Raw genomic sequence first — 17,610 nt, forward strand, 5'->3', positions numbered from 1 at the left:
TCCCCCACCGCGACAACCTCCTGCCACGGCTCACCACCCACATCAGGAAACACCGTCCGCAACGACTCGTGCCGACCCACCACATCAACCAAAGCAGCACGCAGAGCCGAAACATCCAGCACACCCGACAACCGCACACCCAACGGAATGTTGTACGTCCCGCTCGGCCCCTCCATACGATTCAGAAACCACAGACGCCGCTGAGCGAAAGACAACGGAACCCGCACCGGACGCACCATCGGCACCAACGCCACACGCCCACCCACCGACGAACCCACCACCCGCTCCGCCAACGCCACCACCGACTGCGCGTCGAACAGGGCGCGCACCGGCAGCTCGATCTCGAAGGCGGTCCTGATCCGGCTGACCAGGCGGGTGGCGAGCAGCGAATGCCCACCCAGATCGAAGAAGTTGTCGTCGATCGACACGGACGGGACGCCGAGGACCTCGGCGAACAGGCCGCACAGCATCTCCTCCTGCGGGGTCCGCGGCGCGCGTCCCCCCGTGCCGGGTCCACCGGCGGCCGGGCCGGACAGCGACGGGACGGCACCGGTGCGCGGGGCACGGTCGGGGACCGTCCAGCCGACGGGCAGGGTCACCGACCGCAGTACGTCGGCCACCGGCTGTGCGCCGTCCCCGGTGAAGGTCCGCAGGACCGTCTCCAGATTGCCGAGGATCGCGGCGACGGACGTCTCGGTGAACAGCGCGCTCCGGAACCCGAGGCGCAGTTGCAGCCGTCGGCCGGGTACGGCGATGAGCGTCAGCGGGTAGTGCGTGGCGTCGGAACCGGTGGTGCCGGTGATCGTGAGGTCGCCGAGCGAGCCCCGCAGGCTGTCGGCGTCCACCGGATAGCTCTCGAACGCGACCAGGCTGTCGAAGAGTTCGCCGTGTCCGGCGGCGCGCTGGATCTCCGTGAGCCCGATGTAGTGGTGGTCGAGCAGGGCGGACTGCTCGTCCTGGACCCGGATGAGCAGCGACCGGATACTCTCGGCCGTGTCCAGCCGGACGCGTACGGGCACCGTGTTGATGAACAGCCCGACGATGCCCTCGACGCCCTCGATCTCCGGAGGGCGGCCGGAGACGGTGGCCCCGAAGGCGATGTCGTCGGTGCCGGTGAGCCGGGCGAGCTGGAGCCCCCACGCCACCTGCACCATGGTGTTGACGGTGATGCCCAGCCGGCGGGCCAGTGCCGTCAGTGCCGTGCTCTGCTCCTCGGCCAGGTCCAGGGTGAGCTGACGGGGCAGGACGTCGACGGTGTCGTCGGCCTGCGGGGCAACCAGGGTGGGCCCGGCGAGCCCCTCGAAGGCGGCCTGCCAGGCGGCCAGCCCTTCCTGCTTGTCCTGCTTCCGCAGCCAGGCGAGGTACAGCTTGAACGGCACCACGGGCGGCATGCCGGCGGTGTCGCCGCCTCTCCCGTACAGCTCGAAGAGCTCGCCGAGGACGATCGGCATGGACCAGCCGTCGAGCAGGATGTGGTGGCAGCTGAACATGAGCCGCCAGGAGCGTTCGCCCAGGCGCACCACGGTGAACCGCAGCAGCGGCGGGACGGCGAGGTCGAAGCGTACGTCCTCGTCGGCCGCCGTCAGCTCGGCCAGGCGCGTCCGCCGGTCGTCCTCGTCCAGTGCGGAGAGGTCGTGGGCGACGACGGGTACGCCGAACTCGCGGGGAACCACCTGGACGGGCTTGCTCAGGTTCTCCGACAGGAAGCCGGCCCGCAGATTGCTCCGGCGGATCAGGAGGATCCTGACCGCCTCGCGGAAGACGTCCAGGTCGAAGGGGCCCTCGAAGTCGACGGCCAGCCGCACGGTGTAGACGTCCAGGGCGTCCTCGTCGTACGTCGCGTGGAAGAGCATGCCCTCCTGCAGCGGTGCGAGGGGCAGGATGTCCTCAAAAAGATCCTTGCGGGTCACCGGGTCTTCCTCCACTCAGCTTCAAGTACCCCGAGATCGTCGAGTTCGAGGTCGATCAGTGACAGGTCCGACGGGGTCAGGCCGGCCGGCTCGCCCTCGCCCGCGTGCTCCGCGAGCGCGGTGAGCGCGCGGAACCATCCCTCGGCCAGCGTCCGTACGGCGTCGTCGCTCAGCAGGCGGCGCGGCCAGGTCCAGTTGGCCACCAGCCGCGGCCCTGACGGGCCGTCCTGGACCAGGACGTTGAGGGACAGCGAGTGGGTGGCCGGCATCTCCGGGTCACCGCCGAGCTGCCGTAGCACCTCGCCGTCGGCGGACATCGTCCAGTCGTCGGCGCCGCGCGGTGGGGCCCCGTCGCCGGGTTCCCCGGCGACCTCGGTCCGGCCCAGGTAGTTGAAGCCGAACTGCGGGCTGCCGAGGGCGGCCAGCGTGTCGCGGGTGTGCGGGTTGAGGTGGCGCAGCAGGCCGTAGCCGACGCCCTCGTCCGGCATCCGCCGCAGCGTCTCCCGGACCCGGTCGAGGGCCTTGTGCAGGGCGGCCGGATCGGTGAGGACCCTGCCCCACGGCACGGGCCCGAGGTCCAGCCGCACCGGTGCCAGGCTGGTGAACCAGCCGACGGTACGGGAGATGTCGAGCTCCTCGCCCTGCGGGATCTGCCTGCCGTGCCGCTCGACGTCGACCAGTACCTCGGTGCCGGCGCCGAGTCCGCGCCGCCGCCGCCAGTCGGCGACGGCCAGGGCGAACCCGGTCAGGAGTACGTCCTCGATGCCGCCCCGTACGGCGGCGGGGACCTTCGTCAGGAGTGGTTCGGTGACCGATTCGGGCAGGGTCAGCACGAGCGCTTCCTGGGTGCCCATGGTGTCGACGCCCGGGTCGCGCGTCTCGGCGGTCACGGGGACGTCGCCGTCGCCGAGCTGCTCGGCCCACCAGGTGACCTGCGCCGCGCGCGCGGGCTCCGCCGCGAGTGCGGTGAGCCACTGCGCCCAGCTCCGCCACGAGGTGCCGACGGGCTGCGGCGCGGGCTCCCTGTTCTCGGACACCGCCTGCCACGCCTCGGCGAGATCGGGTACGAGGATCCGCCACGACACCCCGTCGACGGCCAGGTGGTGGCCGAGGAGGAGGAGGCGTCCGGGCTCTTCGGGGCCGGCGTCGAACCACACGGCCCGCACCATGGCACCGTCCGTAGGGGACAGCCGGGAGACGGCCCGTTCCGCCTCCTCGGCGATGACGGCCCGCGCCTTCGTGCCGTCCGCGCCGGTGATGTCGACCCGGCTCACGCAGTCGGCGGGGTCCACCGCGCCGCGCTCCCGTACCTCGTAGGACCACGCGTCGCCGTTGACCGCCAGCCGCAGCCGCAGGGCGTCGTGGTGGTCGAGCACCGTACCGAGGGCGGTGGTCAGGGTCTCCAGGGTCACCCGGGCGGGTACCTGGAGCAGCACCGACTGGTGGAACCGCTCCATGCGGCCGCCGTGGTCGCGCAGCCAGTGCGTCATCGGGGTGAGCGGCGCCTCGCCGATCCCGGCGTCGGGATCCTGCGGGGCCACCTCGTCGACGGTGCGGGCGACGGCCGCGAGTCCGGCGGCCGTCTTGTGCTCGAAGACGTCCCGGGGGGTGATGACCAGGCCGCTCCTGCGTACCTGGCCGACCAGCTTGATGGAGACGATGCTGTCGCCGCCGAGCTCGAAGAAGTTGGCGTCGGCGTCCACCCGGGGCAGTCCGAGCACCGAGCCGAACGCCTCGGCGAGTATCCGCTCGGCCGCGGTGACCGGGTGCCGGCCCTCACCGGAGGCGGTGACGTCGGGTGCCGGCAGGGCCGCGTGGTCCAGCTTGCCGTTCACGGTCAGGGGCAGGGCGTCCATGACCACGAGCGCCTGCGGCACCATGTACTCGGGGAGCCGTTCGGCCGCCCAGGCGCGCACGGCCCCGGTGTCCGGGTCCGTGCCCGGGTCGGGCACCACGTAGCCGACGAGCTGCCGGATGCCCGGCCGGTCCTCGCGTACGACGACGGCGGCGCCGTCCACACCGGCGCAGCCCGACAGCACGGACTCGATCTCGCCGAGCTCGATGCGGAAACCACGCAGCTTCACCTGGTTGTCGCGACGCCCGACGAACTCCAGCACCCCGTCTGCACGCCACCGCACCACATCACCCGTCCGGTACAACCGGGAACCGGCCACCCCGAACGGATTCGCCACGAACCGCTCCGACGTCAGACCCGCACGCCCCAGATACCCACGCGCCAACCCCACACCCGACACGTACAACTCACCAGGAACACCCACCGCACAGAGGTTCAGGGCAGGGTCCAGGACGTACACCCTGGTGTTGGCGATCGGGCCGCCGATGGGCGGGGTGACGGTGCCGTCCACGGGGCCGCTCGCCGTGGCGCAGACGGTGGTCTCCGTCGGCCCGTAGGCGTTGATCACCGTGCGGCCGGGTGACCAGCGGGCGGCGAGGTCGCGGGGGCAGGCCTCGCCCGCGGTGACCAGGGTCAGGCCCGCGGGGGCGTGCTGGGGATCCGCTCCGGACAGGGCCGTCGGGGTGAGGGTGGCGTGGGTGATCCGCTCGCCGGTCAGGAAGTCGGTGAGCGCCTGGCCGAGGACCGGGCCGTCGGCCGGGGTCAGGACGAGCGCCGCGCCGTTGAGGAGGGCCATGACCGTCTCCCAGGCGGACGCGTCGAAGCTGGGTGCCGCGAACTGCCCGATCCGGCTCTCCCTGTCCACCCCGAGCCGCTCGGCATGCCAGGCGGCGAGGCTGCCCAGTCCCCGGTGGGTGACCGAGACGCCCTTGGGCTGCCCGGTGGATCCCGAGGTGTAGATGACGTACGCGGGATGGTCGGCCGACAGTGCTGACCGGCGGTCCGCGTCCGTGACCTCCGCCCCGGAGAGGGCGGCCAGCGCCTCGGCGGTCGCCGGGCTGTCGAGGAGCAGCGGCTCGCCGTGTCCGGCCGGCAGCCGGCCGGCCAGGGCGGCGACGGTGACGACGAGCGTGGGCGAGCTGTCGCGGAGCATGTACGCGATCCGGTCGGCCGGATGGTTCGGGTCGACCGGTACGTAGGCTCCGCCGCCTGTCATCACGGCGAGCAGCGCGGTGGTCAGTCCGGCCGACCTGGGCAGGACGAGCGCGACGCGGTCCTCCGGTCCGACACCGCGCCCGATCAGCAGCCTGGCGAGCCTGTTGGCACGGCCGGCCAGCGTCCCGTAGTCCACGACGGTGCCGTCCGCGATCACGGCGGGCCTGCCGGGGACCGCTTCGGCCTGCCGGGCGAACAGTTCGGGGACGGTGCCGGCCGGCACCACCCGGTCGCTCTCGTTCCAGCCGTCGAGCAGCTGCCGGCGCTGCGCCTCGGGCAGGATCTCCACGCGGCGTACGGGCAGCCGCGGGTCGGCCGTGACGGCGCGCAGCAGCGTGACCAGGTGGCCGGCCAGGCGCTCCGCGCCGTCCCGGTCGAACAGGTCCGTGCTGTAGCCGAGCATGCCGGAGATCGCGCCTTGCGCGTCCTCGGCCAGGCTCAGTTCCAGGTCCACCTTGGCGACCGGCAGCAGCATGTCCTGGACGGTGAGGCGCAGACCGGGCAGTTCCAGTTCGCCCGAGGTGTTGTTCTGGTACGCGATCAGCACCTGGAACAGCGGGTTGTGCGACAGCGAGCGGTCCGCGCCGACGGCGTCGACCAGCCGCTCGAAGGGCAGGTCCTGGTGCGCGTAGGCGTCCAGCGCGGTCCTGCGCACCCGGTGCAGGAGGTCGATGAAGCTCGGGTCGCCGGACACGTCGGTGCGCAGCACCAGGGTGTTGACGAAGAAGCCGACGAGGTCGTCGGTCGCCGAGTCCGTCCGGCCGGCGACCGGTGTGCCGATCGGGATGTCGGTTCCGGCGCCGAGGCGGGACAGGAGTGCCGCGAGGGCGGCCTGGAAGACCATGAAGGGCGTGGTGTCCGTCTTGGCGGCGAGGGCCCGCAGGCGTTGTGCGAGCTCCGTGCCGACCGTGACGGGGACATGGGCGCCCCGGTGGGTGGCGACGGGCGGGCGGGGCCGGTCGGCGGGGAGTTCGAGCTCCTGCGGTGCGCCCGCGAGCTGTTCGGCCCAGTACGTCCGCTGGCCGGCCGCGAGGCTGTCCTCGTCGTGCTCGTCGCCCAGCAGCCGCTGCTGCCACAGCGTGTAGTCGGCGTACTGCACCGGCAGGGGTCGCCAGTCCGGTGCCTCGCCCGCGAGCCGGGCCCGGTAGGCCTCGCCGAGGTCGCGGGAGAGCGGGGCCTGCGACCAGCCGTCCCCCGCGATGTGGTGGACGACGACGCACAGTACGTGCTCGTCCGGCGCGGTCCTGTAGAGCCGTGCGCGCAGGGGCAGTTCGCGGGCGAGGTCGAAGCCGACGGCTCCGGCGGCGGCGAGGGCGGCGGGCAGTGCCTCCTCCGTCACGTCGGTGACCTCGACGGCCACCGTGGCCACGCCCGCGGGCACGACCTGCTGCCAGGGCTCGCCGTCGGTGTCGGGGAACACGGTGCGCAGCGCCTCGTGTCTGCCGACCACGTCACCGAGGGCTTCGGTCAGCGCCCGCACGCGCAGTTCGCCGGAGAGGCGGACGGCGAAGGGGATGTTGTAGGTGGCGCTGGGCCCTTCCATCCGGTTGAGGAACCACAGCCGCCGCTGGGCGAACGACAGGGGCACCCGTTCGGGGCGGTCGGCCGGGCACAGCGGGGGCCGGGCCGGGGCCGCGCCGTCCGTGAGGCGGACCGCGAGCAGGGCGACGGTGGGTTCCTCGAAGACGCGCCTGATGGACAGTTCGACGCCGAGCACCGCGCGTACCCGGCTCACCAGGCGGGTGGCGAGCAGGGAGTGCCCGCCGAGCTCGAAGAAGTTGTCGTCGACGGACACGGAGGGCAGTCCGAGCACCTCCTGGAACAGTCCGCACAGCAGTTCCTCGTGCGGTGTCCGGGGTCCGCGCGCCTCCTCCGTGCCGTACTCGGGGGCGGGGAGCGCCTTGGTGTCGAGTTTGCCGTTGGTGGTCAGCGGCAGTGCGTCCAGGGCGACGACCGGCCGCGGGACCATGTACTCGGGCAGCCGTTCGGCCGCCCAGGCGCGCAGTTGGTCCGTGTCGAGCGTGGCACCGGTGGCGGCCACGGCGTAGCCGACGAGCTGCCGGACGCCGGGCCGGTCCTCCCGGACCATGACGGCGATCTGGCCGACGGCGTCGTGGGCGGCGAGCACGGACTCGATCTCGCCGAGCTCGATGCGGAAACCACGCAGCTTCACCTGGTTGTCGCGACGCCCGACGAACTCCAGCACCCCGTCTGCACGCCACCGCACCACATCACCCGTCCGGTACAACCGGGAACCGGCCACCCCGAACGGATTCGCCACGAACCGCTCCGACGTCAGACCCGCACGCCCCAGATACCCACGCGCCAACCCCACACCCGACACGTACAACTCACCAGGAACACCCACCGCACAGAGGCCGAGTCCGCTGTCGAGCACGTAGACCTGCTTGCCGTCGAACGGCCGGCCGATCGGCACCGGGTCCGGCACGGGCCGGTCCGCGGTGAGCGGGTGCGCGGCCGCGATGACGGTGACCTCGGTCGGGCCGTACGCGTCGACGACCGTGATGTCCGGGCAGGCCTCCAGCACCTGGCGCACCGAGGCCGCGGGCACCGCCTCGCCGCCGGCCCACACCTCGCGCATCGGCCGGAGGATCTCCGGGGCCTCGGCGGCGATCAGCCGGAACAGGCCGGTGGTGAAGAGGGCCGCGGTGACGCGCCCCTCGGCGACGGTCCGTCCGATGGTGGCCATGTCCAGCTCACCGGGCGGGCCGACGACCAGGGTGCCGCCGCTCAGCAGCGGGGTCCACATCTCGTACGTCGACGCGTCGAAGGCGTGGGCCGAGTGCATCAGCACCCGTTCCTGCGCGCCGCCCGCGAAGCGGCTGTCGGCGGCCAGGTCGGCGATCCCCCGGTGGGTGACGGCGACGCCCTTCGGCCGGCCCGTCGAGCCGGAGGTGTACATGACGTAGGCGATACGCTCCGGGCCGGGCGGCATCGGCACGCCGTCGGCGGGTACCGGGAAGGACTCGGGCAGGTCTCCCTGCTCCAGGACCAGTGAGGTGCCGCTGTCCCGGAGGACGTCCGCGCGCCGGGAGGCCGGCCAGCGGTGGTCGATGGGTACGTAGACCGCGCCGGCCCGCAGCACACCGAGGACGGCGAGCACGAACTCGACGGAACGGTCCATCGCGATGCCGACCGGTTCCTCGGGGCGCACCCCGCGGTCGAGCAGCCAGGCGGCGATCTCCTCCGCCCGGCGGGTCGTCTCCGCGTACGTCAGCGACCGGCCGCCGCGGACCAGGGCCTCCGCGTCCGGTGTCTCGGCGGTGCGCAGCGCCAGCAGCTCGGGCAGGGTGCGCGCGGGCGCGGGGACGGGGGCCGGGTTCCACGTGTCCAGCAGCCTCGTCCGCTCGTCGGCGTCCAGCAGCTCGACCGCTCCGGCCTGCCGGGTCGGCTCGGCGGCGAACGCCTCCAGCACGGCGGTGAGCCGCTTGCCGAAGCGCTCGATCTCGGCCTCCACGAAGGCGTCGGACCGGTAGGTGAAGCGGAGTTCGAGCGAGGGGCCGGGAATGACCATGAGGGCGAGCGGGTAGTGCGCGCCGTCCGTGGAGAAGAAGTCCGCGACCGAGAGACCGCCGGGCAGGGTGAGTGTCGCCGGGTCGACGGGGAAGTTCTCCAGGACGGTGAGGGTGTCGAAGAGATCGCCGTGCCCGGCGGTCCGCTGGATCTCCGCGAGGCCCAGGTGCTGATGCGCCATCAGCTCCTGTTGTTCCTCCCGCAGCCGCTCGCAGATCCCGAGCAGTGTCTCCTCGCGCCCGATGCGGACGCGCACGGGCACCGTGTTGAGGAAGAGGCCGACCATGGTGTGCACACCGGGTATCTCCGGCGAGCGGCCCGCGAGGGTCATACCGAAGGTGACGTCCCGGCGGTCGGTGAGCCCGGCCAGCACCAGACCCCAGGCCGCCTGCACCACGGTGTTGAGGGTGATGCCGTGCTCACGGGTCCGCCCGGTCAGCCGGGCGGACGTCTCCGCTCCGAGCAGTACGGAGACCTTGGCGGGCAGCACCGTGGTGGACCGGTCGTCTGGCATCGCGGCGAGCAGGGTCGGCTCGTCGAGCCCGTCCAGCGCGCTCCGCCAGGCCCGGACGGCGCCTTCACGGTCCTGCTTGGCGAGCCAGGCCAGGTGGTAGCGGAACGGGGTCACGGGAGGCAGGGCCGTGACGTCCCCGCCGGCCGCGTACAGCTCGAACAGCTCGCGGACCAGGACGGGTGCGGACCAGCCGTCCAGCAGGATGTGGTGGTTGGTCACCAGCAGCCGGTGCCTGTCCTCCGCGACCCGGACCACGGTGAACCGCAGCAGCGGAGGGTTACGCAGGTCGAAGCGGGTCGCACGGTCCCGTTCGGTGAGGTCGCGCAGCGCCGCCTCGCGGTCCGCTTCCGGGAGGGCGGTCAGATCGTCCTCGTGCCACGGCAGCTCCGTCGCCTTGGGGACGAACTGCAGCGGTCGCGGACCGTCGTGCCTGAACCCGGCGCGCAGGTTGCCGTGCCGGCCCAGCAGGGCGTGGGCGGAGGCGCGCAGCGCGGGCACGTCCAGCGGGCCGTCGATGTCCAGTCCCAGCTGCATGACGTAGACGTCCGGACCCGACTGCTCGTCGTACTGCGCGTGGAAGAGCAGGCCCTCCTGCAGCGGGGTGAGCGGCAGTACGGCTTCCAGCGACGGCTTCTCGTTCGTGCTCATTCCGACACGCTCCACTTCGACTCGAACTCGTCGAGTTCGTCCTGCGAGACCAGGGCCATGTCCCACTCGTCCGCCGGGGCCGCGCCGGGTGTTCCGCCTCCGGCGGGAGCCGGTTCGGCCATCGCGGCGAGGGCCCGCACGGTGCGGTGCGCGAACACGTCCTGCGGGGTGAACAGCAGGCCCTCGGCGCGGGCCCGGCTGACCAGCTGGATCGAGACGATGCTGTCGCCGCCCTGACGGAAGAAGTCGTCGTCCGCACCGGCCCGGGGAAGCCCGAGCACCTCGGCGAACAGCCGGGCGAGCGTCTGCTCCTGCGGTGTGGCGGGCATCGTGTCCGAGGCGGACAGGGCCGCGTCGGGCGCGGGCAGCGCCTTGTGGTCGAGCTTGCCGTTCAGCGTGACCGGCAGGGCGTCCAGCAGCACCAGTGCCACGGGCACCATGTGGTCGGGCAGCCGCTCGGCGAGCGCCGTCCGCAGCCCGGCCACCAGCGCGCCGCTCCTGCGGGCCACGAGCGGGTCGTTCGCGAAGCGGGCGGGAGTCGCGTCCGGGAGGTACAGGTCCCGGTAGGCGGGTGCCGCGCCCGTCCCCTGTGCGTCCTCGGGTACGAACACCGCGTCCAGGCGGCCTTCGTCCGAGCCCGCGGTCCAGGTGACCAGCGCCCGGTAGCCGGCGGGCCGGCCGGCTTCGTGCAGGGCCGTGACGTCGACCCCCTCCGGTACCGCGGTGGCACCGGCGCCGTTTGTCCCGGCCAGGTCCGCGTCGAGTCTGCCGTTGGGGATGCCGGTGACGCGCAGCCCTTCGGGCCGCTCGTCCCGCAGCCGGGCGGCGATCGAGTCGAGGCCGCCCGCCCGCTCCCAGGCCAGGGACGGCACCGACGCGAGCGGGACGGGCGCGGCCGGCCGCTTGTGCAGGACCACGTCGTAGCGGTAGCGGCTGAGCTCGTTGGCGTAGTCGCCGCGCTTGACGCGGACGTCCGCGCCGCCGAAGCCCTCCAGCGATCCGGCCAGGGTGTCGAACAGGGCCGGGTCCACGAGCAGTTCGGTCTCGCGCTCGACGGCCCGGTCCACGGCGTACCGGGTGGCGGCCTCGCTGTCCCCGGGGTGGCCGGTGCGGTGCACGGCCGTCCGCATGAGGCGCAGCAGCCGGAGGTCACGGAGGTCACCGAGGAAGACGGAGCCGGACTCGCCGAGCAGGTCGAACGCCTTCCGGATGACGTCCGTCAGGTAGTCGAGGCCCGGGAAGTACTGCGCCACCGAGTTGATGACGACGGTGTCGAACGTCCCGGCCGGCAGGCCGTCCAGCAGGTGCGCCGGGGTCGCCGTGAAGCAGGTGCGCTCGGCGAGGCCCGGTATCTGCGCGGTCTGCCTGCACAGGGTGTCGATCACCTCGCCGGACAGGTCGGTGCCCCAGTACAGGTCCACGTGCGGGGCGACCGGCGTCATGATCAGCCCGGCGCCGACGCCGATCTCCAGGACGCGGCGGGGCCGCAGCTCCAGGATCCGGTCGACGGTCGCCGAGCGCCAGGCCCGCATCTCCGACTCGGGCAGCTCGGAACCGTCGTAACTGCTGTGCCAGCCACTGAAGTTCTCGCCCAGCCGGGTCCCGTCGCCGTTGGACGCGCCGTAGACCTCGTCGTTGATGGTCTGCCACTTCTCGACCTGGTCGCTCTCCAGGCCTGTGTCGCGGACACCGGCGTCCTGGGCGGCGGGCACCACGTAGCCGACCAGCCTGCGCTCGCCGGGACGGTCCTCCCGCACCACCACGGCGGCGGCCTCGACCTGCGGCTGTTCGGTCAGCGCGTCGGTGATCTCGCCCAGTTCGACCCGGAAGCCGCGCACCTTCACCTGGTCGTCGGTGCGGCCGAGGAACTCCAGCTGCCCGTCGGCGCGCCGGCGCACCATGTCGCCGGTGCGGTACATCCGCTCCCCGGGCGGTCCGAACGGCGCGGCGACGAAGCGTTCCGAGGACAGCCCGGGGCGGCCGAGGTAGCCGCGGGCCAGGTTGACCCCGGCGACGTACAGCTCGCCGAGCACGCCGACCGGGACCGGGTTGAGCCGCGCGTCCAGCACGTAGGCGCGGGCGTTGGCGATCGGCGTGCCGATCGGCGGGGTGACCGCTCCGGACAGCGGGGCGCTCATCGTGGCGCAGACGGTCGTCTCGGTGGGTCCGTACGCGTTGATCATGCGCCGGCCCGCCGACCAGATCCCGGCCAGCTCCGCGGAGCACGCCTCGCCCGCGACGGTCAGCACCATGTCCGCGGGTACGGCGGCCGGGTCGAGGCCGGTCAGCGCGATGGGCGGGATCGTCGCGTGGCTGATGCGCCGCTCGGTCAGGAAACGGGCCAGCTCGTCACCGAGCAGCAGCCCGCTGCCGACCGGGAGCACCAGCGTCGCCCCGCCGAGCAGGGCGATGCAGGTCTCGGACACCGCGGCGTCGAAGCTCGGTGCCGCGTACTGGACGACCCGGCTGTCCGGCCGTACGTCGAACCGCTCGCCCTGGGCGGCGGCGAGGTTGCCGATGCCCCGGTGGGTGACCACGACCCCCTTGGGGCGGCCGGTCGAACCGGAGGTGTAGATGACGTAGGCGGGGTGGTCGACGGTGGAGGGATCCCGCCGGTCGCCGTCCGACAGCGGTCCGGCGGGCCGGGCCGCGATCCGGGCGGCGGGGGCGGGGGCGTCCACGACGACCGTGGGCACGTCCGGCACCACCTCCCGGGCGGTCTCCGCGACCTCCGAGGTGGTCAGCATCAGCACGGGCGCGGAGTCCTGGGCCATGTAGGCGACCCGCTCACGCGGATAGCCGGGGTCGACCGGCACGAACGCGGCACCCGCCGTGACCACGGCGAGCTGGGCCACCAGGAGGTCCAGCGACTTGGGCATGACCAGGAGTACCCGGTCCTCGGCGCCGATCCCCCGGGTGATCAGGTGGCGGGCCAGCCTGTTGACCCGATGGCCCAGCTCGGCGTAGCGCAGTTCCTCCGCGCCCGCCACGACCGCGAGCGAGTCGGGGGAGAGCGCGACGCGTTGGGTGAGGAGTTCGGCCAGCGTGCCTTCGAGGACCGGGCGCGCGGTGTCGTTCCACTCGACGAGGATCCGTCGGCGCTCGTCGGCGTCCAGCACGTCCAGTTCGCTCAGACGGCTGCCGGGGCGGCCGGTCACCTGGTCCAGCAGCCGTGTCAGCCTGCCGGTGAGCAGCTCGATCGTCGCCCGGTCGTACAGGTCGGTGGCGTACTCGACGGAGCAGGTGGTGTGGTCCGGCGTGTCCCCGTCGCCGTGGACCTCGCGGAAGTCGAACAGCAGGTCCAGCTTGGCGGTGTGGGTGACGGCGGGTTCGATCCAGGCGTCGAGACCGGGCAGGTCCAGCCCCGGGGTCGCGTTGTTCTGGAAGCCGAGACCGATCTGGATCAGCGGGTGCCGGCCGGCCGAGCGCTCCGGGTTGACGGCCTCCACCAGCCGCTCGAAGGGCAGGTCCTGGTTGGCGAAGGCGGCCAGGCCGTCCGCGCGGGCCCTGCCCAGCAGGTCGGCGAAGCTCGGGTCGCCGGACAGGTCGGTGCGCATCACCAGGGTGTTGACGAGGAAGCCGACCAGGTCGTCCAGTGCCTCGTCGGTGCGTCCCGCGATCGAGATGCCGAGCGGGATGTCGTCACCGGCACCGAGCTTGCCGAGCAGCGCCGCCAGCGCGGTCTGCACCACCATGAAGGGGCTGACGTCGTGCTCGCGCGAGCAGCGGGTCAGCTGCCGGTGCAGCGCGGGCGGCAGGTCGAAGCGGAGCGTCTCGCCGCGGTAGGACGCGACGGCCGGCCGGGGCCGGTCGGGGGGCAGGGTGACTTCCTGGGGCAGTCCGCGCAGATAGTCCGTCCAGAAGGCCAGCTGGCCGGAGATCGCGGAGCCCGGGGTGTCCTCGTCGCCCAGGATCTCGCGCTGCCACAGGGTGTAGTCGGCGTACTGCACCGGCAGCGGCTCCCACTCGGGGCTCCGGCCCGTGCAGCGCGCGGTGTAGGCGGTCTGGAGGTCGCGGGTCAGCGGCACCAGCGACCAGCCGTCACCGGCGATGTGGTGCATCGGCATGAGGAGGGCGTGCTCCTCCTCGGACACGGCGAACAGGTGTGCCCGGATGGGAGCCTCGGTGGCCAGGTCGAAGCCGACGGCGGCGCGTTCGGTCATCGCCTCGGCCAGCTCGTCGGCGGCGATCTCGGTCACCCCCATGACGGGGGCGGCCTCCCGCGCGGACAGGATGTGCTGGCGCGGGGTGCCCCGGTGGTCCGGGAAGACGGTGCGCAGGCTCTCGTGCCGGGCGACGACGTCGCCGATCGCCGCCTGCAGCGCCTCACGGTCCAGCGAGCCGTTCAGCCGCACGACGAGCGGGATGTTGTACGTGCCGGAGCCGCCGTCGATCTTGTCGATGAACCACAGCCGCAGCTGGGCGAACGACAGCGGGATCTCCTGCGGCTTGTCCATCCTGGTCAGCGGCTGCCGGGCCCGCGGCACGTCGCCGTGGCCGGCGAGCCAGGCGATCAGCGCCGCGGGCGTGGGCGCCTCGAAGACGGTACGGATGGCGAGTTCGACGCCGAACGCGGCGCGGACCCGGCTGACCAGCCGGGTCGCCAGCAGTGAATGGCCGCCCAGGTCGAAGAAGTTGTCGTCCATGGAGACCGAGGGCACACCGAGGATCTCGGCGAAGACCCCGCAGAAGATCTCCTCCTCGGGTGTGCGGGGCGCCCGGCCGCCGGCGGAGCCCGCCATGTCCGGGGCGGGCAGGGCCCGGGTGTCGAGCTTCCCGTTCCCGGTCAGGGGCAGCACGTCCAGCTGGACGAACGCGGTGGGCACCATGTGTTCGGGGAGCGTGGCGGCGGCGTGCTTGCGCAGCGTGGCCGGCTCCAGTTCGACCCGTCCGGCGGGCCCCTGGTCGCCGATGACGTAGGCCACCAGCCGCAGGTCGTCGGGCGTGTCCTCGCGGACGACGACGGCCGTCTGCCGGACATCGGGGTGCAGCAGTACGGCGGCCTCGATCTCGCCCAGCTCGATCCGGAAGCCGCGGATCTTGACCTGCTGGTCGGCCCGTCCCAGGTACTCGAGGTCGGCGCTGCCGTCCGGGGCCCAGCGGGCCAGGTCGCCGGAGCGGTACATGCGCTCCCCCGCCGGACCGAAGGGGTCCGCGACGAACCGGGTACTGCTCAGGCCCGGGCGTCCCAGGTAGCCGTCGGCGACGGCGGGCCCGCCGACGTACAGCTCACCGGTGGCGCCGGGTGGCACCGGGCGCAGCGCGGTGTCGAGCAGGTAGACGCGCAGATCGCTGATGCCGAGGCCGATCATGCTGCCGCTGCCGGACGAGGCACGCGCCGCGTCGAGCATCAGCTCGGTGGTGTGCACCGTGGTCTCGGTGATGCCGTACATGTTGACGAGCCGCGGGGAGTCCTCCGGATGCCGCTCGTACCACTCGGCCAGCCGCCCGAACTCCAGTGCCGCGCCGCCGAATATGACGTACCGCAGCGCGAGGGCCCGTCCGGTGTCCGGGTTGTCCCGGTCGGCCTGGACCAGCTGGTAGAAGGCCGAGGGCGTCTGGTTGAGGACGGTGACCCGCTCCCGTACCAGCAGCCGCAGGAACTCCTCCGGCGCCCGGCTCACCGCGAACGGCACCACGACGAGCGTCCCGCCGTGCAGCAGGGCGCCCCAGATCTCCCACACGGAGAAGTCGAAGGCGTACGAGTGGAACAGGGCCCACACGTCGTCGGGCCCGAAGCCGGTCCACCGCTCGGTCGCGTCGAAGAGCCGGATCACGTTCTGATGGGCGACCATGACGCCCTTGGGCCGGCCGGTGGACCCGGAGGTGTAGATGACGTACGCCGCCTGGTCGGGCAGCACCGGGCCGCCGCGCTCGGCGTCCAGGACCGGGGTGCTCGCCAGCCCGTCGGCCTCGGCCGCCGTCTCCGGGTGGTCCAGCACGATCTCCGGTGTCCGGACGGCCAGGTGCGTGAAGGCGTCACGCTGCGCGGTGACCACCACGGCGGGCTCGGCGTCGCCGAGCATGTAGGCCACCCGGTCCGCGGGGTACTCGGGGTCGATCGGCAGGTACGCCGCCCCGGCCTTCAGCGTGGCCAGCAGGGCCACGGCCATCTCCACGGAGCGGGGCATCGCCAGCGCGACGAGCTGTCCGCGCCGGACGCCCCGGCTGATGAGCAGCCGGGCCAACTGGTTGGACCGGGCGTCGAGTTCCCGGTAGGTGAGGGACCGGGTACCCGCTCCGTCGGGGTACACGACCGCCCTGTTGTCCGGGTGGGCCGCCGCCGCGGCGGCGAACCGCTCGGGCAGGGAGGTGCGCTCCGTCGGCTCCGGGGTCCGGGCGGCACCGCCCCAGTCGCCGACCAGTCGGGCCAGCGTCTCGGGGTCGACGACGTCCAGGGCGCCGATCGGCCGGTCGGGGTGCTCGGTGAGTTCGCCGAGCAGCCGGGTGATCAGCCGGTGGTGCTGCCGCACCGCGTCGGCGCCGTACACGTCGGGGTTGGCCGAGAGGTCGAACCGGAAGCCGCCGTCCTGCCCGCCGACGACGATGAGCGAGAAGTCGTCGTCGTGCCCGGCCATCAGCGGGTGCAGGCTCGCCGGCAGCCCCGCGAAGTGCAGGGCGGGCGCGACGACGTGCAGGTTGAGCCTCGGACCGAGCAGCCGCCCGTCGGAGCCGAGGAGCTTGAGGTCACGCCGCAGGTCCTCGTAGCGGTAGCGCTTGTGCCGGGAGACGGCGCGCATGCGCTGGTGGGCGTGACGGACGAGCTCCTGCGCCGTCATGTCGGGGCGCACCGTCATCCGGACGCCGACCACGTTGGACACCATGCCGGGCACGGCCCGGCCCGGTCCGGTCGTACGCGCGGCGACCGACAGGGCGATGACCACGTCGCTGCTGCCGGTGATCCGGCTCGTGTACGCGGCGAGGGCGGCGAGCACCGCGGCCGGCCAGCCGACCCGGGCCTCCCGGGCCGCGTCGCGGACCTGGGTGCCGGTCTCCGGCGGGACCTGCCGGGTCGCGCGGACGAGGTCGGTGGGCAGTGCGGTCGGGCGGTCCCCGAGGCTCACGGCGTTCGGCCGGTCCTCGAACTGTGCGGTCCAGAAGGCCCGGTCGGCCTCGAAGGCGGCGGACTCCTGGTACGCGGTCTCGTCGTCGATCAGCTCGCGCAGCGGCGGGAACGCGCCGTCGGAGGTGTCCTCGCCCGTGACCAGGCCGGTGTAGACGTCGGCGGTCCGGGAGGCGACGAGGCTCGCGCCGAAGCTGTCCATCACCAGGTGGTGGTAGCGGTAGTAGAAGAGGAACCGGTCCTCGGCGACCTTGATGAGCGCGAAGCGGTACAGGGCGCCGCCGAGCACGTCCAGCGGGGTGCTCGCGTCCGCCCACATCCACGCGTCGGCCGCGTCGCCCGGCCGCTCACGCGTGGTCAGGTCGATGACCTCCACGGGCTCCGCCGACCAGTCGGTGACGGGCTCGACCACCTGGACCGGGCCCGCGCTCCCCTCGGTGAACCGCGCACGGAGCGCCTCGGTCTCGGTGACGACCTGCCGCATGGCCGCGGTGAACAGCAGGGGGTCGACCGCGCCCGCTATCTCCAGGTACAGGGCCGCGTTGAACGTCGCGTTCGGACCGCTGAGGCTCTGCGCGTACCAGATTCCGGCCTGGCCGGCGGTCAGCGGCAGAACCGTGGCTGACGAGTCAGACATCTGTCCTCTGTTTCTTCGGGCCTGGCCGATCCGGGAATCGGTCGGTGAGCAAAGGGGTCGGCGGACACGGGGCGCCCGCCGGCGCCGGAACGGGCCGGCTCAGCGGCCGTCGGTAAGTGGGCAGAGCCGTGCCATTCGCCCCGTGAAGCCGGTTTCCGTCGGCTGCGGTCCATCAACGTTCAGTAAACGAATACACGCCCGGACAAGCTGTGTCGCACGTCGATGCAATTTCCG

Annotated in this window: 3 protein-coding genes; all 3 read right to left on the minus strand. The window is 72.8% G+C overall.

The features are described from left to right. Positions 1 to 1,910 (minus strand): condensation domain-containing protein (locus ACFWVP_RS33705; RefSeq protein ID WP_384501825.1); only part of this gene is annotated, 1,910 nt, incomplete at its 3' end. Next, on the minus strand, positions 1,907 to 9,676 hold the full coding sequence (locus ACFWVP_RS33710) for an amino acid adenylation domain-containing protein (protein ID WP_384501827.1): 7,770 nt from the start codon (positions 9,674 to 9,676) through the stop codon (positions 1,907 to 1,909). The genes ACFWVP_RS33705 and ACFWVP_RS33710, both read right to left, overlap by 4 nt. Beyond that, positions 9,673 to 17,376, minus strand: a complete 7,704-nt coding sequence (locus tag ACFWVP_RS33715) for an amino acid adenylation domain-containing protein (RefSeq protein ID WP_384501829.1) — start codon at positions 17,374 to 17,376, stop codon at positions 9,673 to 9,675. Before ACFWVP_RS33715 ends, ACFWVP_RS33710 begins: the two co-directional genes overlap by 4 nt. Positions 17,377 to 17,610: the final 234 nt, after the last annotated feature.

Source organism: Streptomyces sp. NPDC058637 (genome assembly GCF_042717325.1).
In the GTDB taxonomy this organism is placed as follows: domain Bacteria; phylum Actinomycetota; class Actinomycetes; order Streptomycetales; family Streptomycetaceae; genus Streptomyces.